Origin of the sequence: Sphingomonas sp. LH128 (assembly GCF_000293195.2) — a bacterium.
GTDB lineage: Bacteria > Pseudomonadota > Alphaproteobacteria > Sphingomonadales > Sphingomonadaceae > Novosphingobium > Novosphingobium resinovorum_A.
Window position 1 is genome coordinate 1 of sequence record NZ_ALVC01000221.1, and the last position, 26,561, is coordinate 26,561.

The 26,561-nt window shown below is 67.6% G+C and carries 21 protein-coding genes and 1 pseudogene; 13 read left to right on the plus strand and 9 right to left on the minus strand.

Annotation, left to right across the window (positions count from 1 at the left end):
- Positions 1-557: pseudogene (locus tag LH128_RS17865) on the minus strand (hypothetical protein); the annotation flags it as partial.
- Positions 558-862: 305 nt separating this feature from the next.
- On the opposite strand from LH128_RS17865, the gene LH128_RS17870 reads away from it, so the two are divergent.
- The 8 genes from LH128_RS17870 to virB11 all read left to right on the plus strand — a co-directional run bounded on the left by LH128_RS17870 (position 863) and on the right by virB11 (position 8,912).
- Positions 863-1,240 carry a hypothetical protein gene (locus LH128_RS17870; protein ID WP_008830130.1) on the plus strand — a complete coding sequence of 126 codons (378 nt, stop codon included), beginning with the start codon at positions 863-865 and terminating at the stop codon, positions 1,238-1,240.
- A gap of 278 nt (positions 1,241-1,518) precedes the next feature.
- Positions 1,519-1,863 (plus strand): TrbC/VirB2 family protein, encoded by a 345-nt coding sequence (locus LH128_RS17875; RefSeq protein ID WP_008831074.1) that lies wholly within the window; start codon positions 1,519-1,521, stop codon positions 1,861-1,863.
- An 18-nt stretch (positions 1,864-1,881) separates the two neighbouring features.
- Entirely contained in the window at positions 1,882-2,163 is a 282-nt protein-coding gene (locus tag LH128_RS17880; RefSeq protein WP_008831075.1) for a type IV secretion system protein VirB3, read from the plus strand.
- Between the two features lie 31 nt (positions 2,164-2,194).
- A complete protein-coding gene (locus LH128_RS17885) occupies positions 2,195-4,612 on the plus strand; it encodes a VirB4 family type IV secretion/conjugal transfer ATPase (protein ID WP_008831076.1) in 2,418 nt (805 codons plus the stop codon).
- Positions 4,613-4,617: 5 nt separating this feature from the next.
- Positions 4,618-5,868, plus strand: a complete 1,251-nt coding sequence (locus LH128_RS17890) for a type IV secretion system protein (protein ID WP_008831077.1) — start codon at positions 4,618-4,620, stop codon at positions 5,866-5,868.
- Positions 5,865-6,752, plus strand: a complete 888-nt coding sequence (locus LH128_RS17895) for a TrbG/VirB9 family P-type conjugative transfer protein (protein WP_008831078.1) — start codon at positions 5,865-5,867, stop codon at positions 6,750-6,752. The genes LH128_RS17890 and LH128_RS17895 overlap by 4 nt, the downstream gene beginning before the upstream one ends.
- Positions 6,753-6,755: 3 nt before the next feature.
- Positions 6,756-7,856 carry a TrbI/VirB10 family protein gene (locus LH128_RS17900; RefSeq protein WP_008831079.1) on the plus strand — a complete coding sequence of 367 codons (1,101 nt, stop codon included), beginning with the start codon at positions 6,756-6,758 and terminating at the stop codon, positions 7,854-7,856.
- 6 nt (positions 7,857-7,862) lie between these two features.
- Positions 7,863-8,912, plus strand: coding sequence for a P-type DNA transfer ATPase VirB11 (virB11, locus tag LH128_RS17905; protein WP_008831080.1), 1,050 nt, complete (start codon positions 7,863-7,865; stop codon positions 8,910-8,912).
- A gap of 144 nt (positions 8,913-9,056) precedes the next feature.
- On the opposite strand, the gene LH128_RS17910 is transcribed toward virB11, so the two are convergent.
- On the minus strand, positions 9,057-10,565 hold the full coding sequence (locus LH128_RS17910; protein ID WP_008831081.1) for a Ppx/GppA phosphatase family protein: 1,509 nt from the start codon (positions 10,563-10,565) through the stop codon (positions 9,057-9,059).
- A gap of 191 nt (positions 10,566-10,756) precedes the next feature.
- Positions 10,757-12,928 (minus strand): RNA degradosome polyphosphate kinase, encoded by a 2,172-nt coding sequence (locus LH128_RS17915; protein ID WP_008831082.1) that lies wholly within the window; start codon positions 12,926-12,928, stop codon positions 10,757-10,759.
- 123 nt (positions 12,929-13,051) lie between these two features.
- On the opposite strand from LH128_RS17915, the gene LH128_RS17920 reads away from it, so the two are divergent.
- From LH128_RS17920 to LH128_RS17930, 3 genes are all read left to right on the plus strand, one after another.
- On the plus strand, positions 13,052-16,420 hold the full coding sequence (locus tag LH128_RS17920; protein WP_008831083.1) for a transglutaminase family protein: 3,369 nt from the start codon (positions 13,052-13,054) through the stop codon (positions 16,418-16,420).
- A 165-nt stretch (positions 16,421-16,585) separates the two neighbouring features.
- Positions 16,586-19,075 (plus strand): circularly permuted type 2 ATP-grasp protein, encoded by a 2,490-nt coding sequence (locus LH128_RS17925; RefSeq protein WP_008831084.1) that lies wholly within the window; start codon positions 16,586-16,588, stop codon positions 19,073-19,075.
- Entirely contained in the window at positions 19,075-19,956 is an 882-nt protein-coding gene (locus LH128_RS17930) for a transglutaminase family protein (protein WP_008831085.1), read from the plus strand. The genes LH128_RS17925 and LH128_RS17930 overlap by 1 nt, the downstream gene beginning before the upstream one ends.
- Before the next feature lie 227 nt (positions 19,957-20,183).
- On the opposite strand, the gene LH128_RS17935 is transcribed toward LH128_RS17930, so the two are convergent.
- The 5 genes from LH128_RS17935 to ccmA form a co-directional block, all read right to left on the minus strand.
- Positions 20,184-20,630 carry a hypothetical protein gene (locus LH128_RS17935; RefSeq protein WP_008831086.1) on the minus strand — a complete coding sequence of 149 codons (447 nt, stop codon included), beginning with the start codon at positions 20,628-20,630 and terminating at the stop codon, positions 20,184-20,186.
- Positions 20,631-21,086: 456 nt separating this feature from the next.
- Entirely contained in the window at positions 21,087-21,707 is a 621-nt protein-coding gene (locus LH128_RS17940; protein ID WP_008831087.1) for a carboxymuconolactone decarboxylase family protein, read from the minus strand.
- A gap of 14 nt (positions 21,708-21,721) precedes the next feature.
- Positions 21,722-22,849 (minus strand): sulfotransferase family protein, encoded by a 1,128-nt coding sequence (locus tag LH128_RS17945; protein ID WP_008831088.1) that lies wholly within the window; start codon positions 22,847-22,849, stop codon positions 21,722-21,724.
- Between the two features lie 122 nt (positions 22,850-22,971).
- The gene (locus LH128_RS17950) at positions 22,972-23,616 is read right to left on the minus strand and encodes a heme exporter protein CcmB (protein WP_008831089.1); all 645 of its coding nucleotides are present in this window, start codon (positions 23,614-23,616) and stop codon (positions 22,972-22,974) included.
- An 8-nt stretch (positions 23,617-23,624) separates the two neighbouring features.
- Positions 23,625-24,206: a heme ABC exporter ATP-binding protein CcmA gene (ccmA, locus tag LH128_RS17955; RefSeq protein WP_008831090.1), complete on the minus strand. Its 582-nt coding sequence runs from the start codon at positions 24,204-24,206 to the stop codon at positions 23,625-23,627.
- 47 nt (positions 24,207-24,253) lie between these two features.
- Here ccmA and LH128_RS17960 point away from each other — a divergent pair, with 47 nt between their 5' ends.
- Both LH128_RS17960 and LH128_RS17965 read left to right on the plus strand, forming a co-directional pair.
- Positions 24,254-24,544, plus strand: coding sequence for a 4a-hydroxytetrahydrobiopterin dehydratase (locus tag LH128_RS17960; RefSeq protein WP_008831091.1), 291 nt, complete (start codon positions 24,254-24,256; stop codon positions 24,542-24,544).
- A gap of 496 nt (positions 24,545-25,040) precedes the next feature.
- Positions 25,041-25,895, plus strand: a complete 855-nt coding sequence (locus LH128_RS17965) for an OmpA family protein (protein WP_008831092.1) — start codon at positions 25,041-25,043, stop codon at positions 25,893-25,895.
- A gap of 43 nt (positions 25,896-25,938) precedes the next feature.
- Here the strand turns inward: LH128_RS17965 and LH128_RS17970 are convergent, their stop codons facing one another.
- Positions 25,939-26,556, minus strand: coding sequence for a DNA-3-methyladenine glycosylase family protein (locus LH128_RS17970; protein WP_008831093.1), 618 nt, complete (start codon positions 26,554-26,556; stop codon positions 25,939-25,941).
- Positions 26,557-26,561 lie beyond the last annotated feature (5 nt).

A 26,561-nucleotide genomic window follows, 5' to 3' on the forward strand; every position in this document is an offset into this window, starting at 1 on the left:
ATGATCGGCTTGTCGGCGGTGCCTTCGGCATTGATCTTGTTGCCGCGGTTGACCGCGATCCAGGCGGCCTCGGACGTGTTTTCGCCGTAAAGGATGACACCCGGATCGATGGTCAGGGTGACGTTGGTGTCGGCCGTGAGCGAGCGGCTGGCGCAGGTCGCGGTGGTGGTGGTGAAGGGAGCCGCAGCGGTCGGCGCCTTGAAACCGCCGTCGCAACCGACATCGACGCGGCCGTTGATGCGGTAGAGCACGCCGGCGAGCTTGGGCAGGCTGGTGCTCTTGTCGATCAGCGCGGGCAGGGTGCAGATGCGCCAGGTGCCCTCGGGTCCGGGGAGCACGCCGCCATTCGTGAGGCCGCCGGTAGCCGCGATGGTCGGGCAGCTGTCCGCAGCGACCACGGTGCCGGTGCCCGGCGTCGGGGTGGGTGCCGGCGTGGGGGTCGGATTCGGATTGACGACCACGCCGCCGTTGCCGGGCGAGGCGATGTCGTCGGCGCCGCAGCCGGCGAGAGCGAGAGCGCTGCAGCCCATGAGCAGCAGACCGGAAATTTTCTTCACGATGAATCCCCCGTGTTCAGGTCGAACAGATCGAACGGGGGCGATCACGATTCCGCCCCTCGCTGACCGAGGCGTCTAGGCTTCACGGGTGACGCTTTGTTGGCATTACGATGACAGTAATATGCACTTATACGACGGTAATACGACGTTGCGTATTAGCCGCAGTTAGCTGCGATTGAGTCGACTCAGGGTAAGGCGATCACAGGTTGATTGCATTTTTATGACACTAACGTCATTTTCTTGATGGGCAGCGGATTTGGGCGGACGATGGACGCGCACCGACATAGTTCACGGGAGAAATCGCCATGTCCCTTACCGCCCTCGCCACCGCCGTCCTCCTGGGCCAGTCCGCGTTTTCACTCGCCGTGGAAACGCCCGCGCCGCCGCAGGCGCACGATGTCGCCTACACCGAGCTTGCTTCGGGGCGCACGCAGGAGGCCATCAGCAAGCTCGAAGCGGGCGGCGCGGCCAAATCCGATGATCCGGCCACGCTGATCAACCTGGGCGCCGCCTATGCCCGCGCCGGTGCGAGTGCCAAGGCCCTTTCCGCCTATCGCGCCGCCGTATCCACGCCGGTGCGCTACGATCTCGAACTGGCTGACGGCAGCTGGGTCGATTCCCGTTTCGCGGCGCGGCGCGCGCTCAGCGGCATGCTGGCGGCGAACCGGATGGCTTCGCGCTGAGGTCTTCTTTTCGATGGGGATGAGGGGCGTTCCGAGAGGGGCGCCCCTTTTCTGCGAGGCTTGCCCTGTCCAATTTTTCCCGAGTGCTTGATCCGCTCCCCTTCGAGGTCGCGGCAGCCACGACGGCGCGCATATAAACAAAGCCAAGCGCCGCGTGGATGCCTCTGAAATAAAACCGTCATCCGTTCATCATCTGCGACGAGATTTACGATCCGTTCGCAGCACTGTCGTCACACACCTGTCATCCTGCTAGCGCACTGCGCGCTCATACGGAGGGTATGGTGATTCGATACGCACATCTTCGCAGCCGTTTCGCGCGCTGCTTCTACGCAGTTTCAGCCGTGGTCGCGGCCCAGCTTTCGCCTTCGCTGGCCCATGCTCAGGCCGTTGCGGCCGATCCTGCCGGTTCCGGCCCCATCGTCGCGGCACTCGGCTGGCTGCAGGGCACGCTGCTCGGCAACGTGGCGACCGCGGTTGCCGTCATGGCGGTGGCGGCCGTCGGTTTCATGATGCTGACCGGCCGGATGAACTGGCGCTTCGGCGCGACCGTGATCATCGGCGTGTTCATCCTGTTCGGCGCGGGTGCGATCGTGACCGGCATCCAGTCGGCGGCAGTGGGCTGAGCCCATGAGCCCGATCCTATGACTTTGGCCCGCTATCCGGTTCACCGCGCGCTGACTCGCCCGCAGATGTTCGCGGGCGTGACTTACAGCTTTTTCATTATCAATTTCGCCGTGGTGACCGAGATATTCCTCATCACCAAGAGCTTCTGGACGCTGCCGGTCATGCTGGTGATCCACGGCATCGGCTATCTCGCGTGCCTGCGCGAGCCGCGGGTGTTCGATCTGTGGATCGCCAAGGTCAGCAAGTGCCCGCGCGTCGCCAATTGGCAGCGCTGGGGCTGCAACAGCTACGCGCCGTAAGCGACTGCGCGCGCGGGGGACGACAGTTTTTATGGCCAAGAGCTTCAAATCGCCGTTGAAGGGCTGGGGAGCCAAGGAAGTGCTCGCCGGCGACCGCCTGCCTTACGCCGGGCTCGTGGACGATAACGTCGTGCGCCTGCGCGACGGCTCGGTCATGCTCTCGCTCATGGTGCCCGGCCTCGCGTTCGAGACTGCCGACAGCGACGAACTCAACGCCCATGTCGCCACGCGCGAGGTGCTGCTGCGCTCCTCGCTCGATGCGCGCTTCGTGCTCTATCACCACGTCATCCGCCGCCGCGTCGAGATCGAGATGGCGGCGCAGTTCGACGATCCGCTCGCCGCGCATATCGACGCGCGCTGGCGGGCGCGCACGGGTTCGGGCGCGCTGTTCGTCAACGACCAGTTCATTACCCTGGTGCGCCGTCCGGCGCGCGGCAAGGCGGGCTGGGCGGACAAGCTCAGCCGCTTCATGAAGAACAAGGGTTCGGAAAACGCCGAGGTCGATCCTGGCGACGTTCGAGCGCTCAAGGCCGCTGCATCGGCGATGGTCGCCTCGCTTGGCGCCTATGGAGCGCGCCTGCTGGGCGACTACGACGCGCCTGCGGGCCGCTGCTCGGAAGTGCTCGAACTGCTTTCCGCGCTCTACAACGGCGAGATGCGCCCGGTGCGTCGTCCCTCGGACGAGACCGACATCGGCCACATGCTGCCTTACCGCCGCGTGAGCTTCGGCATGGACGCGCTGGAACTGCGTGGCGCGACCGGCGGCACCTTCGGCTCGATCGTGAGCCTCAAGGACTACCCCGATTCGACTGCGCCGGGCCTCACCGACGCACTGCTGCGCCTGCCTTGCGAACTGGTGCTGACCGAAACATACGCTCCTGCCGACCGGCAGATCGCGCGCGAACGCATCGACCTCTCGATCCGCCGCCTGCGCAGCGCCGACGAGGAAGCCGTGGCCGAGCGCCGCGAAATGTCCGCCGCGCGCGATGCGCTGGGCACCGGCTCGGTCGGTTTCGGCGATCATCACCTCTCGGTTCTGGTCCGCGCCGATTCGCTCGATGCGCTGGACGAGGTTACCGCGATGTGTGCCGCCTCGCTGGCCGACGCGGGCGCCGTCGCGGTGCGCGAGGAAGTGAACCTCGAACCCGCGTTCTGGGGTCAGCTTCCCGGCAACGAGAGCTTCATCGTGCGCCGCGCGCTGATCTCCAGCGCCAACATGGCCTGCTTCGGCAGCCTGCACGGTTTCGCGATGGGACAGGCGAGCGGCAATCACTGGGGCGACGCGGTCACGCTGCTGTCCACCACCAGCGCTACGCCGTTCTTCTTCAACTTCCATCAGGGCGACCTCGGTAACTTCACCGTCATCGGTCCGTCGGGTTCGGGTAAAACGGTCGTCATGAACTTCCTCGCCGCGCAGGCGCAGAAGTTCGGCCCTCGCACCATCCTGTTCGACAAGGATCGCGGCGCCGAGGTGTTCCTGCGCGGCATCGGCGGCACCTACAGCCGCGTCGCGGCGGGTCATCCGACCGGCTTCAACCCGCTCGCGCTGCCTGACACCGCCCACAACCGCGCCTTCCTGCGCGACTGGCTCGGCGTTCTGCTCGCAGCCAAGGGACCGGAAGAACTCTCGACGATCGCCAGTGCGGTCGACGCGGCCTATCACAACGATCCGTCGCTGCGCCGCCTCTCGCACTTCCGCGAATTGCTGGCGGGCGCGCGCCGTCCGGAGCCGGGCGACCTCGCCTCGCGCCTCGACGCCTGGCTGCAGGGCGGCGAGCATGGCTGGCTGTTCGACAACCAGCACGACCGCCTCGACCTGAGCCAGCGCGTGCTCGGCTTCGACATGACCGCGCTGCTGGAAAGCCCGCGCCTGCGCACGCCGGTCATGATGTACCTGTTCCATCGCATCGACGAGCGCCTCGACGGCGAGCCGACGATGATCCTGATCGACGAGGGCTGGAAGGCGCTCGACGACGAGGTCTTCGCCGCGCGCATCCGCGACTGGCTCAAGACGCTGCGCAAGCGCAACGCGCTGGTCGGCTTCGCGACCCAGTCGGCGCGCGACGCGCTGGATTCGAAGATCGCCACCGCCCTTGTCGAGCAGACCGCGACGATGGTGTTCATGCCCAATTCGCGTGCGCGGGCCGAGGATTACTGCGAGGGCTTCGGCCTGTCACAGCACGAACTCGACGTCATCCGCACGCTGCCCGCGCATTCGCGCTGTTTCCTGATCCGCCAGTCGGATTCTTCGGTGGTGGTGCGCCTCGACCTTTCGGGCATGCCCGAGGTGCTCACCGTCCTGTCGGGCCGCGAGAGCACCGTGCGCAAGCTCGACACCCTGCGCGAACGCTACGGCGATGCGCCGGAAAGCTGGTATCCGGTGCTCACCGGCATGCAGTGGCCGGGGGAACTGGACGAAGACGCGCCCTGGACGGCGGCGGCGGAGTAAGCCTCATGGCGAACGCCTGCGAACAGCTCACCGAATACGCATCCGCCGGGGTCGCCCCTGCGCTGCGCGCGGTCGATTGCGTGGCGAACGAGATGGCGGCGGGCGCCTTCGGGCGGCTGTTCGGGGCAGGGGGCGCGATGGCCCCGGTGCTTACGATCGTCCTGACGCTCTACATCGCGTTCTTCGCGTTCTCGCTGCTGACCGGGCGTTCCAGCCTCGGCATCTCGGCGCTGAGCCCGCGCATGCTGCGGCTCGGCGTGGTGCTGACCTTCGCGACGAGCTGGGTTGCCTATCAGGGCGTCGTCTGGAACCTCGCGATCGGCGGGCCGGACTGGATCGCCGGCATGCTGATGGGCGCCAAGGGCTCGGCGACGCAGCTGTTCGGCGACCGCATCGACATCGTCTTCTCCGCGATCAACCAGATTTCCGAAGCGACCTCGCAAGGCGCGCAGGCGGCCAAGGAGGGCGGCGAAGCTGCTGGCGGAGCCGCAGGCGCGGCCATCGCCGCCAAGGGCGCGGGCGGGCTGTTCACGCCCGAAAGCGTCATGTGGATGGGCGCGCTGTTGCTGCTGCTCGGCACCGTGGGCGTGCTGCTCACGGCGCGCATCGCGCTGGCGGTGCTGCTCGCGCTCGGGCCGATCTTCGTGGTCATGGCGCTGTTCGGCGGCACGCGCGGCCTCACCGCGGGCTGGCTGCGCGGCGTCGTGCTGACCGCGATCACGCCGCTCTTCGTGGTGCTCGGCGGCGGTATCACGCTGGAACTGCTGGTGCCGATCATCTCGGGCCTGGTCGAAAGCGCCAATGCGGGCGAGATCGACGGGCGCGGTGCGATGGCGTTCTTCCTCGTCGCCTCGGTCCACGTCGCGCTGATGGTCATGGTGGTGAAGGTCGCCGCGACGATGGTGACCGGCTGGCAGGTCTTCGGCCTCGGCGCTTCCGAGCGTGATCGCGACGCGCCGCAGGGCCACGCCGCTGCTCCGGCCCCGGCCGCCGCGCCCGCATCCTCTGTATCCGCCTACCAGAGCCGCACCTCGACCGTATCTGCCGCTGCCGCGGCGGCGGCGGGTGCTTCGGTGACGGGTGGCGAGAGTGCAGCACGTTCAAGCGACCGGCGAACCGTGGTAACCCAAGTCGTGGGCGGGGGAATCGAACCTCTGCGTCAGGGCGATTCGGCCACGCGCGCCAAGGGGATCGGCAGCCGGTTCCGCAGTGCCTCGAACGACACCGGCAAGTTGCCGAAGGAGAAGACACGATGACCCGCGCAACGCTGCGCAAGACCGTCCTTGCGGGCAGCCTGATGGCGCTCGCGCTGGCGGCTCCCGCCCGGGCGGACGACCGCCTGCTCGCCCACGCCTACAGCGAGAGCGAAGTCGTGCGCATCGACGGCAAGGCCGGCGTGCAGGCGACCATCGCCTTCGGCGAGGGCGAGGCGATCGAGAACGTCGCGGTCGGCGATTCGCAGGCTTGGCAGATCACGCCGAACAAGCGCGCCGACCTGCTCTTCGTGAAGCCGCTCGAAGCCACCGCGCGCACCAACATGACGGTGGTGACCAACCGCCACACCTATTTCTTCGACCTCGTCGCCTCGACCAAGGCGAAGCCGCTCTACATGCTGCGCTTCACTTACAAGGATGAGCCCAAGCCGCAGGCCGCGCCTGCCGCCGCAGGGCTGGATGCATCCGAGGCCGGGCTGGCGCTGGGCGATCCTTCCGCCGTGCCCGCCGATCCGGCTGCGCTGAACTTCGCGTGGAAGCGCGTCGGGTCGGAAAAGCTGCTGCCCTCGCGCATCTATGACGACGGCCAGTCGACCTACCTGCTGTGGCCCGAACAGACTTCGGTTCCCGCGATCCTCGTAACCAACGAGAAGGGTGACGAAGGCCCGGTGAACTATGCGGTGCGGGGCGCGACGATCGTGATCGACGAAGTGCCGAACACGCTGATCCTGCGTTCGGGCAAGACCAAGGCGGAACTGGTGAACACGCTGCCGCTCGCCTCGCGTCCGGCCAAGCCCCTGAGCCAGCCTGCGCCGGTTGCACCAGCAGCGGTGCCGACTGTCGCGGCGAATTCACCTGCACCGCAAGCTGCGCCGACTGTCGCTCCCACTGCACCCGCCACTGCACCCACGTCACAGGGAAACTGATCCATGGCGCCGAATTCCTCGTCCAACTCGGCCTTTCGTGAGCGCTTTTCCGGCGATGCGGCTACCGACCCGCGTGAGGGCGAAGGTGCGCAGGTCATCGATCTGGCGACGCGCAACGTCCTGCCGCAAGTCACCCAGCGCAAGAAGGCCGACGGCCTCGGCCTTGCCGCCGGTGTGCTGATCGTGGCGGCGCTCGGCGGCCTGACGCTGTGGTCGATGGATTCGGCCCGCAACGGCACTGCCGACCTCAAGCCCGCCGCACCCGCGCCGCAGCCCGCAGCGCCCGTCGCCGTCCCCGCGGCCGTGGCGCCTGCCGTTCCGGCCCCGATGCCCGCGCCGCTCCCGGCCCCTGCGCCCGCACCGGTGCTGGCCGCCGCGCCGGGGACCGAGATCGCACCTCAGGCCAACCGCTTCGCCAGCCCGACCGTCGTGTTCGACGCGGGCACCGGCGCCGCCGTGCCCGTCGCGGGTGTTGCCGGAGAAGTCGCCAAGGCAGGCGGCGGGACCGCCAACGACGACTTCGCTGCGCGCATCGGCGGCCCCGGCTCGACCGCTTCGGCCGCACGCTCGTTCGATCCGGCCACCACGGTCACGCAGGGCACGCTGATCCCCGCCGTGCTGGAAACCGCGATCGACACCGACGTCCCCGGCTATGTGCGCGCCATCGTCTCGACCGACGTGCGCAGCTTCGACGGCAAGCGCGTGCTCGTCCCGCGCTCCTCGCGCCTGATCGGCCAGTACAAAAGCGGGCTGACGGCGGGCCAGAAGCGCGCCTACGTGATCTGGAGCCGCCTGATCCGTCCGGACGGCGTCTCGGTGAACCTCGGCTCGCCCGCGATCGCGTTCGGCGGCGAGACCGGCCTGCCGGGCAAGGTCAACACGCACTTCTTCGAACGCTTCGGCTCGGCCATGCTGCTCTCGGTAGTCGGCGGGCTGACGACGCTGGCGTCGAGCGGTTCCAACGTCGTCATCGGCGGCGGCACTTCGGCGGCCTCGGCGGCGGTGCAGAGCGGGTCGAGCATCGGCCCGACCATCCGCGTGCGCCAGGGCGAGCCGATCCGCGTGTTCACCGCCAAGGACCTGGACTTCAGCGCGGTTCAGTGAGCGATCATGGCCGAAGTCCTCACCTTGCAGCCTGCTGCTGCGCATGCGTCCGTGACTGTGGCGCCCATGGCTGACACGCCCATCCATGCGGAGCCGCGCAGCGTCTATCTCGACGCCTACCTCGCGCCGCTGCGCCCGTGGCTCGACAAGGAGACGGTGACCGAAATCCTCGTCAACCGCCCCGGCGAGATCTGGGTGGAAGACGCGGCGCTGTCCGGCATGCAGTGCATCGCGCTGCCGCAGATGGACAATCGCCTGCTGCAGCGTCTCGCCGAGCAGGTCGCGCGGATCAGCCACCAGGGCATCAACCGCGAGCATCCGCTGCTCTCGGCGACGCTTCCGGCTTATGGCGGGCACTCAGGCGCGCGTATCCAGCTGGTCGGGCCGCCCGCCACGCGCGCGAACTGGGCGCTGGCGATCCGTCGGCATCGATTGCTGGAACTGCCGCTCGATGCCTACGATCGCGGCCCGATCCCGCCGCATATCGAGGAACCCGCGCCCGACGCCATGCTGGAGCCGATCGCCTTCCTGCGCGACGCGATCCGGCGGCGTCGGACGATCCTGATCTCGGGCGGCACTTCGACCGGCAAGACCACGTTCCTCAATGCGATGCTGTCCGAAATCCCGGAGCATGAGCGCGTGGTGCTGGTCGAGGATACCGCCGAACTGCGCCTGCCGGGCGCGAACGGCGTCGGCCTCATCGCCGTGAAGGGCGAACTGGGCGAGGCCAAGGTCTCGGCCAACGACCTCCTGCAAGCGGCGCTGCGCCTGCGTCCCGACCGCATCGTGCTGGGCGAACTGCGCGGCACCGAGACGGTCAGCTTCCTGCGCGCCATCAACACGGGCCACCCGGGTTCGTTCTCGACCGTCCACGCGAACACTCCGCGCGGTGCGCTGGAGCAGATCGCGCTGATGTCGATGCAGACCGGTATCGGCCTGACCCGCGCGGAGACGCTGGAATATGCGTCCTCGGTGATCGACATCGTGGTGCAGCTCGACCGCAGCGGCGGCAAGCGCGGCATCTCGGCGATCGCGGAGAGCAAGACGCTGGTGTGATGCGCTTGTTGGGTTTCGTTGATGGGGCTTCGACAAGCTCAGGCTGAGCGGGTTTGAGAGCGGGTCTTTAAATCCCGCTCAGGCTGAGCCTGTTGAGGCCCCACCAACGCGCAACGAGGTTTCCGGATCAAGCCGGGATCAACATCACGCCTCGATCGCGGACCCTTGTGCGTCCTGCACCCGGCATCCCAGTCTTAGCCAGTCGGCCAGCGCTTTCAGGTCCTTGCCGTTGCCCGCGCCGTAGAGCGGCCGCACGGCGTCCTGCACGGTCAGCACCAGCGTGCCCTGCTCCACGGCCAGCGAGGTCGCGGCAAGACCGCCCGCAACGCCGCCGGTCAGGCGTCGGCACAGGCGCACCGCGAGGCCCCAGCCAATCGCGCGGCGCAAGTCCTCGTCGCTGGCCAGCTTGGTGAACTGCGGCGGCACCTCGGTCTCGCCGGAGTTCGCAAAGACGGTCATCGCCATCATGCCGCGCCCGCGCATGTCGAGGCCGATCCAGCGCTTGCGCAGGGCCCAGGTAAGCGCTTCCTCGGTGCGCATGTTCGGTTCGGTGCGCATCGCGGCGAGGGCGAGCAGGCTGGCGGCCTTGCGCAAGTCGGCGTCGGTCCGGGCCTGCGTGCAGGCGGGGGCGGTCCATTCGGCGATGCGCACGGCGTCGTCGGCGCTGACGCGGGCGGTCTGCGCGAAATCGGCGACGCTGGCCAGCATCGGGCTTTCCTGACGGATGCTCTCGGGAAGCTGCATGTGCAGCAGCCCTTCGCGCAGGCCCCAGGACGAGAAGATCAGGCGTGAGGGATGCAGTTGCCCGACCATCTGCGCCATCAGCGCGGCGGCGTCGGGCAGTGTGGCAAGGCGCGAGGCAGAGATGCGCGGATCGGGGTTCTCGAGCTTGCCCTTGGCGAACTGCCGGGCGAGATGCATCGCCTCGGACGGGGCGAGTTCGAAGCCATGCGGATCGTCCACCGGCCAGTCGAGCACGCGCATCGCCTGCAGCGCCAGCGCGCGCCACGAACCGCCGACGATGTAGAGCGGTATCCCGCGGCCGCCGTGGTGACCATTGACGCCCCAGCCCCGCGCGGAAAGGCCGTCGCGCACGGCAGCGGCGAACTTCTGCTGGCCCAGCGCGCGCAGGTCCGGCAGGCGCAAGGTGCCGAAGGGAAGGGTGATCCCGCCCGGAGCGATGCCGCCGGGAACCGCCGCGTCGATCTCCACCAGTTCGAGGCTGCCACCGCCGAGGTCGGCCGCGATGCCGCGCGCGCCCGGGAAGGCGGCGATGACGCCGGTGGCGCTGGCGCGGGCTTCCTCCTCGCCAGAAAGCAGGCGGGGAGAGAGACCGAAGCCGCGCACGGCCTCAAGGAATGCAGGTCCGTTGGAGGCATCGCGCGCGGCGGCGGTGGCGACGCATTCGACGTCGTCCACCCCCTGCAGCCGCAGCAGCGTGGCGAATCGCGCCAGCGCGGCGAGGGCCGTGCGCATCGACTTCTCGCCGATCGCGCCGGTGCGGCCGAGGTCCTTGCCGAGCCGGGCGTTGACCTTCTCGTTGAGCACGACGACCGGCGAACGCGGCGGCCCGTTGTAGACGACGAGGCGTACCGTGTTCGATCCGATGTCGATGATGGCGCGCCGGGCGCTGGACTGGCTGATGCCGATCATTCTGGTCAATACTTACCACAAGGGCCCAAGGTTGCGATGCGCTCTTTAGAGCGGCGCTGACGCAAGGTGAAGTGTGAGGGGTCACATTTGTCCCCTCTCTCGTCATCTTTGCGCGGGAATGTGAACCTGTCGTTCGTCATTGCGAGCGCGGCTTCGCTGCGCTCGCAATGACGAAGGGGCTGGGCATCGTGTCAGATGTTGCCACGCCTCAGCGACAGCTTCGGCACCTTTCGTCCACTGTCGAGTGCTGCGCCGCGTCCGGAAAGCGACGGGTTGGTCATGAAATAGCGGTGGAGATTGAAGGGGTTCTCCACTTCGCCGACGCGGTCGTAGGAACCGTCCGGCGCCAGATCCCAAGACTGTTCGGAGTCCAGCAGGTTCGCCAGCATGACCTGGTCGAGCACCTGGTCGTGCACCGTCTTATTGCGGATCGGCAGCAGCACTTCGACGCGGCGGTCGAGGTTGCGGCTCATGCCGTCGGCCGAGGTGATGAACAGCTTGGCGCGGCGGTTTGGCAGGTAGGCGCCGTTGGCGAAAGCCCAGATGCGCGCGTGTTCGAGGAAGCGGCCGATGATCGACTTGACCGCGATGTTCTCCGACAGGCCCGGCACGCCCGGACGCAGGCAGCAGATGCCGCGCACGACGAGGTCGATGTCCACGCCCGCCCGGCTGGCGGCATAGAGGCGGTCGATCAGGTCGGGGTCGGTCAGCGAGTTCAGCTTGGCCCAGATCGCCGCGGGCTTGCCGGCTTCGGCATTGGCGATCTCGGCGTCGATGCAGTCGTTGAGGGTCGAGCGCAGTGAGATCGGGGAGATCGAGAGCATTTCGAGGCTCTTGGGCTCGACGTAGCCGGTGATGAAGTTGAACAGGCGCACCACGTCGCGTCCCGCCGCCGGTTCGGCGGTGAAGTACGACAGGTCGGTATACACGCGCGCGGTGATCGGGTGGTAGTTGCCGGTGCCGAAGTGGCAGTAGGTCCGGTACGAACCGTTCTCGCGCCGCACCACCGCCGAAACCTTGGCGTGGGTCTTCCAGTCGACGAAGCCGTAGATCACCTGGACGCCCGCGCGTTCGAGCTGGCTGGCCCAGAGGAGGTTCTGTTCCTCGTCGAAGCGGGCTTTCAGTTCGACCACGGCGGTCACCGACTTGCCCTGCTCGGCCGCCTGGATCAGCGCCGAGATGATCGCCGACTGCTTGCCCGCGCGGTAGAGCGTCTGCTTGATCGCCACCACGTCCGGGTCGAGCGCGGCCTGGCGCAGGAAGTCGATGACGACCTCGAAGCTCTCGTAAGGATGCTGGACGACGATGTCCTTCTCGCGGATCGCCGCGAAGATGTCGCCGTCATGTTCCAGGATGCGCTCGGGGTAGCGCGGGGTGTAGGGCTCGAACTTCAGCTCGGGCCGGTCCTCGTCGCAGATCGCCGACAGGCCCGAGAAGCCGATGATGCCGTCGGTCTTCATGATGAGGGCCTTGTCGAGGCCCAGCTGCGTGCGCAGGATTTCCTCGGCGGCCGGGTCGAACTTGCCCTGCAGTTGCAGCACGATGACGAGGCCGCGGCGGCGGCGCTGGATCGCGGTGCGGAAGTAGCGCACGAGGTCCTCGGCGTCTTCCTCGACCTCGAGGTCGCTGTCGCGCAGGATGCGGAACACGCCGTGGCCGTTGAAGCGGAAGCCGGGGAACAGCTCCTCGGTGTTGCGGCAGATCAGGTCCTCGATCGAGATCCAGGATGCCTCGGCGCCCGGAATGCGCACGAAGCGCGGCAGCGGCGAGGGGATCAGCACCATCTCCATCACCGACGCCTCGTCCGCCTCGCGCGTCAGCGAGAACAGTACGCCGATGCCCTGGTTGGCGACGAAGGGGAAGGGGTGCGCCGGGTCGATCGCCTGCGGGGTGATCACCGGCATGACCTGTTCGATGAAGTATTCGCGCAGCCACTTCTCGCGCTCGCGGTCGAGCTTGTCATCCTCGCCGACGACGGTGATGCCTGCTTCGCCGAGCTGGGTCTTGAGGGTGGACCAGGTTTCCTGCTGGATTCGCTCCAGCTCCATCACTTTTTCGTGCGTGACCGCGATCGCCTGCGACGGGGTGAGGCCGTCCATCGAGATTTCCTCGATCTGGCGGCGCACCTGCGCGTGGAAGCCGGCGACGCGCACCATCAGGAACTCGTCGATGTTGTTGCCCGAGATCGACAGGAAGCGCAGCCGCTCCAGCAGCGGATAGTTCGGGTTGCAGGCCTCGGCCAGCACGCGCTCGTTGAAGGCGAGCCAGCTCAGTTCGCGGTTGAAGTAGCGCGAAGGCAGGGTGGCGAGGTCTTCGGTTTCCTCCACGTCCTGCGCGGGTTCGTTGGCGGTCAGCATGTCCATGGTATTCACGAGAAGCCCTTTCGCACGCAAGAATGACACAAGTGCGACGGTGTGGGGAAGGTTTTACGCCCACTGTTGAACAATCGTTGCAGTGCAGCATTGAATCGCGCACACTCCGTTTCGATGATCAAGGCAGCCCTGCACCATCTCACCCGCTACCGCTATTCGCGGCGCATCCGTCTCGGCCCCCAGGTCATCCGGCTTCGCCCGGCGCCGCACAGTCGGACGGAGGTGCCCAACTACTCGCTGAAGATCAGCCCGCCCGAGCATTTCCTGAACTGGCAGCAGGACCCGCACGGCAACTGGCTGGCGCGCGTGGTGTTTCCCGATCCGGTCGATCATTTCTCCATCGAGGTCGATTTGCTGGCGGAACTTGCCGTCATCAACCCGTTCGACTTCTTCGTGGAGCCGGAGGCGGAGGAATATCCCTTCGCTTATTCGGAAGGCATGAAAGCGGACCTTTCCGCCTATTTCGAGGTCGAGGAGCAGGGCCCGCTGTTCGAGGCGCTGGTCGCCCAGCATGCCGACTACGAAGGCCGCACGGTCGATTTCCTCGTCGACATCAACAGCCGCCTGCAGCAGCGCATCGACTACGTGATCCGCATGGAGCAGGGCGTGATGACGCCCGAGGAGACGCTGAAGGTCGGCATCGGATCGTGCCGCGATTCGGCGTGGCTACTGGTGCAGCTGCTGCGGCGCCTCGGCTTCGCGGCGCGGTTCGTGTCCGGCTATTCGATCCAGCTGGTCGCCGACGTGCTGCCCAAGGAAGGGCCGGTCGGCGTGCTGGAGGACGTCACTGACCTCCACGCCTGGGCCGAGGCTTATGTGCCCGGCGCGGGCTGGATCGCGCTCGACGCCACGTCCGGCATGTTCGCGGGCGAGGGGCACATTCCGCTTTGCGCCGCGCCGCATTACCGCTCCGCCACCCCGATCGAGGGCATGGCCGAGCCCGCCGAAGTCGATTTCGACTTCAAGATGAACGTCAGCCGCATCGCCGAAGCGGTGCGCATCACCAAGCCTTTCACCGACGAGCGCTGGGACGGCCTGCTGGCGCTGGGCGACAAGGTGGACGCGGACCTCACCGCCTGGGGCGTAAACCTGACGATGGGCGGCGAGCCGACCTTCATCGCCGCCACCGACTTCGAGGCGCCGGAGTGGAACAGCGCCGCGGTCGGCCCGACCAAGGCTGCCTATGCAGACAAGCTGATCCGCCTGCTGCGCGCGAAGTTCGCGCCGGGATCGCTGCTCCACCACGGGCAGGGCAAGTGGTATCCCGGAGAGACGCTGCCGCGCTGGGGCTACTCGATCTACTGGCGCAAGGACGGCGTGCCGATCTGGCATGACGACAGCCTGATCGCAGGGGAGAAGCCGCTGGAGAAGGGCGGCGATCCCGATCCGGTGCCCACCATCGACGTGCTCGCCGCCGCCAACCTGCTGGCCGGAGCGGCGCAGGGGCTGGGGCTGGAGCGCGGCTACGTCCAGCCGGTGTTCGAGGATCGCGGCGTCTGGATGCTGCGCGAGGACGAACTGCCGGTGAACACCACGCCGCTCGACCCTGCGATCGAGGACGAGGAACTGGCCCGCCGCTTCCGCCGCACGTATCGGCGAGGGGTGGAGCAGCCGGTCGGCGTCGTACTGCCGGTGCAGCGCTGGAACGCGAAGGATAAGTCCACGCCGCGCTGGAAGAGCGAATACTGGCGCGTGCGCAAGGGCGTGCTGACGGCGGTTCCGGGCGATTCCGCGCTGGGTTATCGCCTGCCGCTGGGCTCGCTGCCCTATGTGGCGCCGGCCGACTTTCCCTACATCCACCCGCGCGACACGGCAGAGCCGCGCCAACCCCTCGCCGATTTCCGTCTCCAGGCGATCGAGCGCGGCAATCAGGGGCGCGAGGTCGGCACGGCGCAGCGTTCCCAGGCGGTGCCCGAGCCGCACAGCTTTACCGGTCCGGCGGTCGATCAGGACATCATCGAGGGCGCCGTGCGCACGGCCGTCACGGTCGAGCCTCGCGGCGATTACCTGGCCGTGTTCATTCCCCCGGTTGAGGCGCTGGAGGACTACCTCGAACTCGTCGCCGCGATCGAGGCGGTGGCCGAGGTGCAGAAGCTGCCGATCCGGATCGAGGGCTATGCGCCGCCGCCGGACCCGCGCCTGATGGTGCTCAAGGTCACGCCCGATCCCGGCGTCATCGAAGTCAACATCCATCCTTCCGCCAGCTGGCGCGAGACGGTGGAGATCACCGAGACGCTCTACGACTGCGCGCGCGAGATCGGGTTGACCGCCGACAAGTTCATGGTCGACGGCCGCTCGATCGGCACCGGCGGCGGCAATCACATCGTGCTGGGCGGGCCGACCTTGCTCGACAGCCCGTTCATCCGCCGCCCGGACCTGCTCAAGAGCTTCGTCACCTACTGGCAGCGGCATCCCTCGCTCAGCTACCTGTTCTCCGGCCTGTTCATCGGCCCGACGAGCCAGGCGCCGCGCATCGACGAGGCGCGGCACGACGCGCTCTACGAGCTGGAAATCGCGCTCTCGCAGGTGCCCGGTCCGCACATGCAGCAGCCCGCGCCGTGGGTGGTGGACCGCCTGTTCCGCAACCTTCTGGTGGACGTGACCGGCAACACCCACCGCACCGAGATCTGCATCGACAAGCTGTTCTCGCCCGATGGCCCGACCGGCCGCCTCGGCCTCGTCGAGTTCCGGGGCTTCGAGATGCCGCCCGAGGGCCGCATGTCCTGCGCCCAGCAGCTGCTTCTGCGCGCGCTGACGGCGTGGTTCTGGCGCGAGCCGGTGGAAGGGCCGCTGGTGCGCTGGGGCACGCAGCTGCATGACCGCTTCATGCTCGGCCATTACGTCTGGGCCGATTTCCTCGACGTGCTGGATGACCTGCGCCGTGCGGGTTACGACTTCGACCCGTCGTGGTTCGAGGCGCAGCGCATGTTCCGCTTCCCGGTCCACGGCGAGGTCGAGGGCGGCGGCGTCAACCTCGAGATCAGCCACGCGCTCGAACCGTGGAACGTGCTGGGCGAAACCGGCGCGATCGGCGGCACCGTGCGCTACGTGGACAGCTCCACCGAGCGCCTGCAGGTCAAGGCGACAGGGCTTGTCGAAGGCCGTCACGTCATCACCTGCAACGGCCGCCGCGTGCCGCTGACCAAGGTGGCGCACGGCGAAGGCGTGGGCGGCGTGCGCTACAAGGCGTGGTGGCCGTCGGAGAGCATGCATCCGATGCTGCCGCCGCATGCGCCGCTGACCTTCGACATCTACGACTTGTGGAACGGCCGCTCGCTGGGTGGCTGCGTCTATCAGGTCGCGCATCCGGGCGGGCGCAGCTACGACACGGTGCCGGTCAACGACTACGAGGCCGAGGCCCGGCGCAAGGCGCGGTTCCAGGATCACGGCCACTCTCCGGGGCCGCTGCCGGTGCCTGCGGAGGAGCTGCCGAGTGAATTTCCCTACACTCTCGACCTCAGGCGGCCCTCGCGGCTAATGTAGGGGCATGTTCGAGGGGTGCAGCGCGCATAGATCATTCGTCGTCCCGGACTTGATCCGGGACCGCTGGCTGTCTTTAGGCAGGTGCCATCGGCAAGGCGCCTCGATGCCAAGCGGGTTGGTCACGGCCAGCGGTCCCGGATCAAGTCCGGGACGACGAGGTTTGCCATGGTGACCCGTCCTGCTTCCGGCCCCGATCTCGCCCCGACCGCGAGCTGGCTTGACGGCTATGCCGCCGAAGCCTCGCGCGGGGACCTGTTCGGCGATGCCAGCCGTCCGGTCGCCGACGTGTGGCGCAAGGTTGCGGCCGGGCTCGCCGCGGCGACCGATGGCGACCCTTCGGCGCTGCAGGACGCCACCGCGCGCCATGCCGCCGACCTCGGGCTCGCCTTCCGTCTGACCGGGGACGAGGACGAGCGCTCATGGCCGCTCAACGCGATGCCGCTGATCGTCGGCGCGCAGGAGTGGAGCCAGGTCGAACGCGGCCTGATCCAGCGCGCCGAGCTGATGGAAGCGATCGCCACCGACATCTATGGCGAGCAGAAGCTGGTGGCGGACGGCCATCTTCCCGCCGCCGTCGTCGCCGGCAGCCCGTTCTTCGCGCGGCGCATGATCGGGCGCACGCCTCATGAGGGCCGCTTCATCCACGTCTACGCCGCCGACCTCGCACGCGGGCCGCGTGGGCAGTGGCGGGTGCTGCAGGACCGGGTGCGCGTGGCCGGCGGGATCGGCTATGCGCTGGAGAACCGCCTCGCGATGTCGCGCGCGATCGGCAACCTGCTGGCCGATGCCCATGCGCGGCGCCTGTCGGAGTTCTTCTCGGGCATGGTAGAGGGCATGGCCGCCGCCTGCCGCCGCGAGAACCCGCGCATCGCGCTGATGACGCCCGGCCGCTTCAACCAGACTTATGCCGAGCAGGCGCACCTCGCCCGCTACCTCGGCCTGCCGCTGGTCGAGGGGCGCGACCTCACCGTGCTCGACGAAAAGCTCTACGTCGGGACCATTGCCGGGCCCAAGCGCGTGGACGCGGTGTGGCGCTGGATCGATACCACCGCGCTCGATCCGCTGTCGTTCGACGCGAAATCGCAGCTGGGCGTGCCCAACCTGTTCGGGGCGTGGGCGGGCGGCGGCGTCGAGATGGTCAACTGGCCGGGCGTCGAAGTACTCGAATCCGCAGCCTTCGCGGCCTTCATGCCGCGCCTGTGCCGCACCCTGCTGGGCGAGGCGCCGATCTTGCCCAACGTCGCGACATGGTGGTGCGGGCAGGCGGTGGAAAGCTCCACCGTTGCCGCGCGGCTTGAGGAACTGGCGCTGGTTCCCGCATTTGGGCAGCCGGTGGAGGCGCTGGCGAACCGCAATCCGATCGCCGGGGCCGGGCTCGACGGCAAGTCCCGCGTCGCGCTGATCGACGCGCTGTGGCGCCGCCCCATGGACTATTGCGGGCAGGAGATCGTCCACCTTTCCACCACGCCCGCGATCATCGACGGGCAGATCGTGCCGCGCCCCTTCACCGTCCGCGCCTTCGTAGCGCGCACGGCCGAGGGCGGCTGGACGGTCATGCCCGGCGGCTTCGCGCGCCTGTCTTCCAGCACCGCGCTGCCGACCTCGCTAATGGGCGACGGCGACTTGTCGGCGGACTTGTGGGTGGTGGACGACAAGCCCGCCGCCGCCCACCTCGGCAGCCGGGTGGCCGGAGAGCCGCCGATCTCGCGAGGGGGCGGCATCCTCGCCAGCCAGGCGGCGGACAACCTGTTCTGGTTCGGCCGCTACAACGAGCGCGCCGAGGCGATGGTGCGGGTGGTGCGCGCGATCCTCGCCAACCCGGCGGACAGCGACGGCAACGTCGATGCCGAAGGCGCCGCGCTGCCGCGCCTCGCCGCGCTCCTGGTCGAAGGCGGAGCGATCGAGGCGGCGACGGCGAAGCTCCCGATCGCGAAGATCTGCGCCCGCGCGCTTACCGAGACGCGGCTGGCCGGCGGCGTCGCCACGCTCATGCGCCGCCGCCAGCAGGTCGGCATGGCCCTGCGCGAGCGGTTCGCCCGCGATTTCTGGCGCATCGTCAGCCGCCCCATGCCCTCGATCAACGTCGAGCGCCCGCAGTCGATGCTGTCGAGCGCGCGCTGGCTGACCGAGCATTTCAGCGCCCTCGCGGGGCTGATCTCGGAGAACATGGTGCGCTCGGCCGCGTGGCGCTTTCTCGAGATCGGGCAGCGGCTGGAGCGCGCGCAGGCGATCTGCCGCACCGCGCGGCAATTGACGAAGGCGGGCGACGTCACATCGCTAGGCCTCCTGCTCGACTTGTGCGACAGCCAGATCATCTATCGCAGCCGCTACCTCACCGGGCCGTCGCTCAACCCCGTGCGCGATCTCGTGCTGCTCGACCCCGACAACCCGCGCGCGCTGGTGTTCCAGGTGGCGCAAGTCGTCGCGCACCTTTCGGCGCTGCCGTCCTCCCGCGACGACAATATCCCCGAGCCCCCCTTGCGCGCCGCCCGCGCGCTGCTGGGCGAACTGCAGGCGCTGCTGGCGACCGACATGACGCCCGAGCGGCTGGCGGCGATGGAAGCGCAGTTGCTGGCGCTGTCGGATGCGATCTCGCTGCGCTACTTCCTGCAGCTGGACAACGAGGACGCCGAACGCAGGACCCCGCTGCTCTGATGCGCTATTCCGTAAGCCATATCACCACGCTCAAGTACGCGCAGGCGGTCAGCATGGCGCAGTTCAACGTGCGTCTGAAGCCCGCCCCCTGGAACGGGCAAGTGGTGAGCGACTACAAGCTGACGCTCGATCCCTCGCCTGCGCAAGTGGTGGAGGGGCAGGGCGGCTACCACGTCAACGAGGCGCGCTTCGCGCTGCGCGAGGTGACTTCGCAGGTCCAGATCGAGAGCCGCTTCACGGTGGAAGTCGAGCCGCTGCCGTTCTTCGTCGAGGATGCCGCCGGGCCGGGTCTTGCCGAACTGCGCGAGCGGGCGATGAAGAAGCCCGACCTCTCCGATCTTGCGCCCGCGTCGTACATCTTCGCCTCGCCGATCGCGCAGCCGCAGCACGAAATCGGGCGGTGGGCGGGGTCGCTGCTCAATGAGGCGATGCCGGTGATGGAGGCCGGGCGGGCGCTGATGTCGGCGATCCACGGCGAATTCACCTTCGATGCGGACGCGACCGAGACCGACACGCCGCCGATCGAGGCGTTCAACCGGCGTCACGGGGTCTGCCAGGACTTCAGCCACATCATGATCATCGCCGCGCGCGCGCACGGCATCCCGGCGGCCTACGTCAGCGGCTACTTGCGCACGCTGCCGCCGCCGGGGCAGGAGCGGCTGGTCGGCGCCGACGCCATGCACGCCTGGGTCAACTTGTGGTGCGGCGAGGAACTGGGCTGGGTCGGTTTCGATCCCACCAACGACAAGCTGGCGGACACCGACCACATCTTCCTCGGCATGGGCCGCGACTATTCGGACGTGGCGCCGCTCGACGGCCGATTCCGGGGCGCGGGGACGCAGGCGATGTACGCTTCGGTGGATGTCGCGCCGCTGGATTGAGGTTTGGCCGCAAGGAAGGCCCACCCCCGGCCTCTCCCGCAAGCGGGAGGAGAACAAGGCCCCCTCCCGCTTGCGGGAGGGGCAGCGAGACTTGGCAGCTTGCTGCCTAGTCGCAGCGGGGTGGGCGCGGTCGCGCACCCATTCGCGCAAGAGTGAAGCCGGACCGCGTCAGCGCCTATCTAGCACGGGCCGACTTCACTCTTGCGCGAATGGGTCAGTGGCTGATTTCAGTGGCTGCGGCCGGGATTGGCGACGGGCTCGCCGGGAAAGATCCCCGCGATGGCGAGCGCCGCGCCGATCTTCGACAGCGTTTCGAGCATGTCGCCCACGCTCTCCTCGGTCACCACCAGGTCCAGCGTCTCGCGAGTCGCGGTGGGGCCGCGGTCGCGCAGCGAGGTGATCAGTTCGAGAATCACCGCCTCGTGCTCCGACACATGGCTGCAGCCCATCGGGCAGAACGCCAGCGTATCGAGTGCGTCGCGGTTGAGCAGCACCATGGCGCGGTGGAACGGCTGCAAGCCCCCGATCATGCGCCAGCGCGCGAAAGCCGGGGCGAGAAGCTGCGCCGGGCACCGCTTGTGGCCGATCGCGGTGACCCACGCCCGCATGGACCAGACGAGGAACCGGCAGCCTTCGTCGAGGCTGCTGAGCGGGCGGTCGACGTACTTGTACATGGCGGGTCTCCTTTTAGGGCTTGCACATGCGAATGATTATCATTAGCTAGTGTTGCGCGGCTTGCTCCTCTCGTCAAGCCTGCACCAAGCCCGGAGAAACGCTTGTCATGGGGCGTTTCTCCCATCCTGTGACCTTGGCCGGGGCGGCTCCTTGCCTTGCCCGCCCCGGCCGTCTTTTCTTCAGGGTCACGGAGACGGCGAAAGGCCGCCAATTTCGCCAACATCGGCCAAATGTCGGTCGGATTATCGCCCAAATGCCGTCATCCCAGCGAAGGCTGGGACCGATATCAGTCTTTAGGCGCGAACTGTCGTGAGAAGGATTCCCACGCCAAGTGGGCTGTTCACCGCCAGCGGTCCCAGCCTTCGCTGGGATGACGGTTCGATTATGCTCCGATTGTCCGCTGCTTATCCACAGGGGTTTCAACAGAATCGGCCACAGCGTCGCCCACCGCCGAATCAGCGGTAGTCGAAACCACCCTTCGGCTGGATCTTGAGCGAATTCTGCTGCAGCGCCGTCATCAGGTACGAGCCGACGAGCAGCGGGAACTCCAGCATCTGCTTCTCGTCCCAGCTTTTCGCCAGCGTCGCCCATGTCGAATCGCTCAGGCAGTGGTCGGCGACCAGTTCCTCCACGCCGCGCAGGACCGCCGATTCGTGCTCGGTCCAGCCGGGCGCGGCGGAGCCTTCCAGCACGCGCTCGATTTCCTCGGCCGTGACCCCGAAGGCCTTGCCGATATCGACGTGCTCGCTCCATTCGAAGGGCGCGCGGGCGAGCCAGGCAAGGCGCAGGACTGCCAGTTCACGATCGCGCCCGGGAATCGCGCCCTTCGCCAGTTCGATGCCGAGCACCATCTGGCCCTTGAACATTCCCGGATGGCGCAAGGTGATGAGGCTGACGTCGGGGAAGGGGCGGCTGTCGGGGATGGAGAACGCGGCGCGGATGACCTGCACTTGCTCCATGCCCTCGGGGGTGACGTCCTCCAGCCGCAGCGGCGCGTAGCGCGGGCCATTGGCGACGGTCTGCGCCATGCGCGCGTCGGCGTCGAAGTCGTACTTGCCGGTGATCGGTTCGGGCATTCGGGTTCCTCTTATCAAGCGGCCCACTGGTCCATGTGGTTCAGGTAATCGGCGAAGCGTGCGCGCACGGCCTGAGGGTCGAGGCCGAAGCGGGCGGGATCGGGCTTGGCCATGCGCTCGGCGGCGGTGTTGCTCTCCCACCATGTGGCCATGGCCTGCGCGAAGGCGGGCGAGACCGTCTCGCCCAGCCAGTCGTAAAGGCGGCGCACTTCGCCGAGCGGGTCGGCCTGCATGGCGCGGAAGTGGATGTCGAAGAAGCGATGGTCGTTGCCGGCCTCGCGAAAGGCGATGGCGCGGGTCATCGCCTCCGACCAGCACTGGACGTTGAGTTCGCCGATGTAGGCATGGTCGACATGGTCGGTGAACTTGCCGATGATCTCGGCATAGACGGTCGCGACCGAGAGCATCACGTCGGTCGGATCACGGTGCGTCATCACGAAACGCGCGTCGGGATAGGCAGCGTCGAGCGCATCCAGATAGAGCATGTGCGTCGGCGCCTTGAGGCGCCATGGCCGCGCGGGCTCACCCCACTGCAGGAGCCTCAGGGTACGCTTATGGTACGCGTAGGTGCCGCTGTGTGCCGTCTCCAGCAGCCACTGCGAGTAACTGGGCACCTGGGCGAAGGCCTGGAAGATCTGGCTGCGGAAATCGAGCGCCATGAGATCCTGGCACTCCATGGCCCCGTCGATCCCGGAAGGCGTACGGCTGCCGCCCTTGAGCGTCTCGTCTGCGGCGCTGGCCGTGGCGCCCCGGCGCGGGTCCGGTCCCTCGACCGTCGAAGGCGGCGGGCAGGGCCGCGAACTCTCCCAGACGCGCAGGTAACGCACCCCCGGATCGCTGGAGAGCAGGTAGGACAGCGCCGAGGAACCCGTGCGCGGCAGGCTGACCCCGAACAGGGGGCTGCGAATGTCCTCGTACTCGATCTCGGGGTGGCGGGCGTACCAATCCTCGATCATCAGTCGCTGGCGCAAGTGCAGCAGGATGCGGTCGCGCAGCGCATGTTCCCCGGTCGAGGTAAGCCGCGCCTCGGTGTTCAGCGCCAGGACCAGCCGTTCGAGGCCCTCGCGAAAACCGTCATCACCGAAATCGGCGAGCCCGGTCTGGCCTTGCGCGGCGGCCATCAACTCTGTGGCGGTTTCCATGGCGCTCTCCCCTCGGTGGGCCGATGTACTCGGCTCGGGGAGGCACTATGCGCGGGGTCGGAGAGAGCGCCAAACGCTGCGGCGATTTCGCCTCGTCGTCCCGGATCAAGTCCGGGACGACGTCAGCCGCGCGAGGCTCTGACCGCAGCTCCGCCTGCGAACGGCGCGATGGCGATCAGTACGAGGCTGGCTGCGGCAGTGAGGGCAAGGCCGCTCTCGCCGCCGGTGCCGAGGCTTCCCGCGCCGAAGATCAGCACCGGGATGGCCATCGGGATGACCAGAAGGCCCGAAAGCGCCGCGCCTCCGCGCAGGCCGGACGTCAGTGCCGCTACCGTCACGCCGAGCGCCGCAAGGCCGGGAGTTCCCGCCAGCAGGCCGATCTCGACGATGCGCAGGCTATGGCCGTCCAGCCCCAGCAGGGCAGCGGCGGGAAGGGCGGCGAGCATCAGCGGCGGCCCGAAGCTCAGCCAGTGGGCGAGCACGCGCACCGCGATCACCAGCTCCTCGGAGATGCCGCGCAAAGCCCACTGGTCGAACAGGCCCTGTTCGATATCGGGCTCGACCAGGCGGTCGAGCGGCAGGATCGCGGCGAGCAGCGCGGCGACCCAGATCACCCCGCCGCCTGTCTTCGCCAGCAGCGGTGCATCCGGCCCGACCGCGAAGGGGTAGAGCATCGACACCGAGAGGAAGAACAGCACCGGCAGCAGCGCCCCGCCACCGCGCCCGCCGAGGAGCAGCCGCGCAAGGTCGCGGCGCAGCAGCGCCATGACCCGGCTCACGCGGCGAACTCCGAGAGGTGGAGCGTGCGCAGGCCCGGCAGGCGGAACGGCTGGTGCGAGGCGATCACCGTGACGCCGCCGCTCGCGCAGTGCTCGGCGGTGATGGCCTCGGCGAGTTCGACGGCGTGCCCGTCGAGGCCGTTGAGTGGTTCGTCCAGCAGCCAGACTTTCGCGCCCTGGCCCAGCAGACGGGCGAAAGCGGCGCGTTTCTTCTGCCCGGTGGAGAGGTAGCGCACCGGCACGTCGAGCAGCGTGGTGAGGCCGAGGCGCTTGAGGTGAGCCTCTTCGCCAGCGCTATCAAGCTGTCGCCAAAAGCCGAGCGCGCGGCCCAGCGGCAGTGCCGGATCGAGGGCGGGGCGCTCGTCGAGCAGGCCGACGGCGCCGTCTACCGCGACGGTGCCTTCGAACGCGGGCGCCAGTCCGGCGAGAATGCGCAGCAGGCTCGACTTGCCGATACCGTTGTGGCCGGCGACCTGCATGGCCCCGCCTTTGCCAAGCGCGAGCGAAAGCCCGGCAAACAGCAACCTGTCGCCCCGACGGCACGCGAGATCGGTTGCGCTGACCACTGCCCCTTGCATGGGCGGGAGCCTTAGGGGAAACGCTGCGGGCTGCCAAGGAGACCGAAATGGCTATTGTTCGCCTCACCGACGCCCAGCGCGATGCCGCGCTCGCCGAATTGCCGCGCTGGAACTTGCGGGCCGACGGCCTCGCCATCGAAGCCGAGCTTAAATTCGGCGATTTCAACGAGGCGTTCGGCTTCATGACCCGCGTGGCGATCTATGCCGACAAGGCCGACCACCATCCGGAGTGGTTCAACGTCTATTCCACCGTGCGTGTCACGCTGACCACGCATGATGCCGATGGCCTCAGCGAAAGGGACGTGGCGATGGCGCGTTTCATCGACAGTATTGCCTGAAGTCGCGGGTGCCATCCGCCTCTCGTATCGGGCGGGTGGTCAGCAGTGCTGTCGATTTTACGGGGCATGTCTCGCGATGCTGCACTATTCGTGAAAATCCAAAAGGTTGCATCATGAAGAAAAAAATATAATGCTCGTGGGGATCGCTACTCGTTGAATCGACCTGCTAACCGGCGAAGCAATGCTGGCCAGATATAGTGATCGATAGTCCCGGAGCATGATCGGATGCTTGCCGGGACACAGTCTGCAACGGTTCGTCGCACGTTGCTCTCCCATTACCGGCCTCGCGCTGCTGTTGCGGCGCGCGTTCATCTGCCCGCAAGGTGAACCTGAACACGCAGAACATCCATGGTGATCAGGTGTCGCTCCGCCGCACATCTTACGAAGCTGAATGGACGGGTTCCGGCAACCCGGGGCGCTTTCAAGCGCTAGGTGGCCGGACGAGAAAAGCTGCGACCCCGCAGGCCCGATTGGTCGTGTTTGAAGGAGTAACGCAATGAGTGTCATTTCAAAGAGCCCCCGGTTCCTCCTGATGGCTGCCCTGCTGGGCGGCGCCGCGTCGGTCAGCGTTTCGGCGCAGGATTCCGATCTCGCGGTACAGGTTACCGATACCAGCCCCGAAATGGTCAAGGGGCCGGAAGTAAAGGGTATCATCTCCGCACGTAGCGGTGACCGCATGCAGGTCACCTCGGACGACGGCACCAAGACGGTCGTGACCATCAACGATGCCACCAAGATCAAGGCCAGCAGCGGCTTCCTGGGTCTGGGTGGCAGCCGCATCGCCGCGACTTCGCTGCTCAACGGCATTCCGGTCGAGGTCGAGACGCTGCAGGGCGGCGGCGGTCTGCTTGCCAGCAAGATCGATCTGAAGGGCAAGGACTTCAAGACCGCCAAGATGATCCACAACGGCACCGACCAGCGCTTCGCCTCGAACGAGGCGGCCACCGAAGGTCTGAAGGCCCGCATGGGTGACATCGACAAGTACAACATCAAGGGCACGACCAACGTGAACTTCGACACCGGCGTGTCCAAGCTGTCGCCGGAAGCGAAGGCGAACCTGTGTCAGGCTGCGACCCAGGCGGAAGGCATGGACAATGCCCTCCTGCTCGTCGTCGGCTACACCGATTCGACCGGTCCGGAGGAAGTGAACCAGGTGCTCAGCGAGAAGCGCGCCAGCGCAGTGGTCAATTATCTGCAGCAGGCCTGCCACTGGAAGCCCTATCGCATGCTGACGCCGACCGGCATGTCGATGGCCGATCCGGTCGCTGACAATTCGACCGAGGAAGGCAAGGCGCAGAACCGCCGCGTGGCCGTGAACATCATGGTCAGCAAGGCCGTCGACGGCATCTGATAAAGTTGGGGTGGGCGTCGCGCCCACCCCTTTCTTTACGGCGTCAAAGCGCCGGATTGTTGTAGCAGTGCCAGGTGAAGATCGCCGCCGCCCCGCGATGCGGGCGCCAGGCTTCGGCGAGTTCCCGCGTCTGTTTTTCGCTCGGCCGCTCCGGCAGGCCCAGCAGTTTCCCCAAGCCCACCTGCACCGCCAGATCGCCCGCCGGCCAGATGTCGGGGCGGCCTTCCGCGAAGAGCAGGTAGATTTCCGCCGACCAGCGGCCGATCCCCTTGATCTGCACGAGATGCGCGATCGCTTCCTCATCGTCGGCGGGAAGACTGTCGAAGTCGAGGCTACCCGCCACCACCAGTTCGCACAGCGAGCGCGCATAGCCCTGTTTCTGGCGCGACAGGCCGCAGCCGCGCAGCGCGTCGAACTCGGCCGCCAGCAGCGCTTCGGGGGCCATCGTCTCGCCCAGCAGCGCCTCCAGCCGGTTCCATACCGAGGCGGCCGCGGCGACGCTCACCTGCTGGCCGACGATCGTGCGCAGCAGCGTCGCATAGCCGGTCGCACGGATGCGCGGTTCGGGGTAGCCCGCAATTGCGATCGCGCGCGCGATCGCGGGTTCCTTCCCGGCGATGGCGTCGAGGCCAAAGCGTAGTTCGTCTGCCGTCAAACCCATGATTT

Coding starts and splice junctions, on each gene's coding strand:
- LH128_RS17935 (WP_008831086.1), bottom strand. CDS start 20,630: ATGTACAAGTACGTCGACCGCCCGCTCAGCAGCCTCGACGAAGGCTGC.
- LH128_RS17970 (WP_008831093.1), bottom strand. CDS start 26,556: ATGGGTTTGACGGCAGACGAACTACGCTTTGGCCTCGACGCCATCGCC.
- LH128_RS17875 (WP_008831074.1), top strand. CDS start 1,519: ATGGTGATTCGATACGCACATCTTCGCAGCCGTTTCGCGCGCTGCTTC.
- LH128_RS17895 (WP_008831078.1), top strand. CDS start 5,865: ATGACCCGCGCAACGCTGCGCAAGACCGTCCTTGCGGGCAGCCTGATG.
- LH128_RS17915 (WP_008831082.1), bottom strand. CDS start 12,928: ATGGACATGCTGACCGCCAACGAACCCGCGCAGGACGTGGAGGAAACC.
- LH128_RS17960 (WP_008831091.1), top strand. CDS start 24,254: ATGGCTATTGTTCGCCTCACCGACGCCCAGCGCGATGCCGCGCTCGCC.
- LH128_RS17925 (WP_008831084.1), top strand. CDS start 16,586: ATGGTGACCCGTCCTGCTTCCGGCCCCGATCTCGCCCCGACCGCGAGC.
- LH128_RS17950 (WP_008831089.1), bottom strand. CDS start 23,616: ATGGCGCTGCTGCGCCGCGACCTTGCGCGGCTGCTCCTCGGCGGGCGC.
- virB11 (WP_008831080.1), top strand. CDS start 7,863: ATGGCCGAAGTCCTCACCTTGCAGCCTGCTGCTGCGCATGCGTCCGTG.
- LH128_RS17965 (WP_008831092.1), top strand. CDS start 25,041: ATGAGTGTCATTTCAAAGAGCCCCCGGTTCCTCCTGATGGCTGCCCTG.
- LH128_RS17870 (WP_008830130.1), top strand. CDS start 863: ATGTCCCTTACCGCCCTCGCCACCGCCGTCCTCCTGGGCCAGTCCGCG.
- LH128_RS17880 (WP_008831075.1), top strand. CDS start 1,882: ATGACTTTGGCCCGCTATCCGGTTCACCGCGCGCTGACTCGCCCGCAG.
- LH128_RS17910 (WP_008831081.1), bottom strand. CDS start 10,565: ATGATCGGCATCAGCCAGTCCAGCGCCCGGCGCGCCATCATCGACATC.
- LH128_RS17900 (WP_008831079.1), top strand. CDS start 6,756: ATGGCGCCGAATTCCTCGTCCAACTCGGCCTTTCGTGAGCGCTTTTCC.
- LH128_RS17930 (WP_008831085.1), top strand. CDS start 19,075: ATGCGCTATTCCGTAAGCCATATCACCACGCTCAAGTACGCGCAGGCG.
- LH128_RS17920 (WP_008831083.1), top strand. CDS start 13,052: ATGATCAAGGCAGCCCTGCACCATCTCACCCGCTACCGCTATTCGCGG.
- LH128_RS17890 (WP_008831077.1), top strand. CDS start 4,618: ATGGCGAACGCCTGCGAACAGCTCACCGAATACGCATCCGCCGGGGTC.
- LH128_RS17945 (WP_008831088.1), bottom strand. CDS start 22,849: ATGGAAACCGCCACAGAGTTGATGGCCGCCGCGCAAGGCCAGACCGGG.
- LH128_RS17885 (WP_008831076.1), top strand. CDS start 2,195: ATGGCCAAGAGCTTCAAATCGCCGTTGAAGGGCTGGGGAGCCAAGGAA.
- ccmA (WP_008831090.1), bottom strand. CDS start 24,206: ATGCAAGGGGCAGTGGTCAGCGCAACCGATCTCGCGTGCCGTCGGGGC.
- LH128_RS17940 (WP_008831087.1), bottom strand. CDS start 21,707: ATGCCCGAACCGATCACCGGCAAGTACGACTTCGACGCCGACGCGCGC.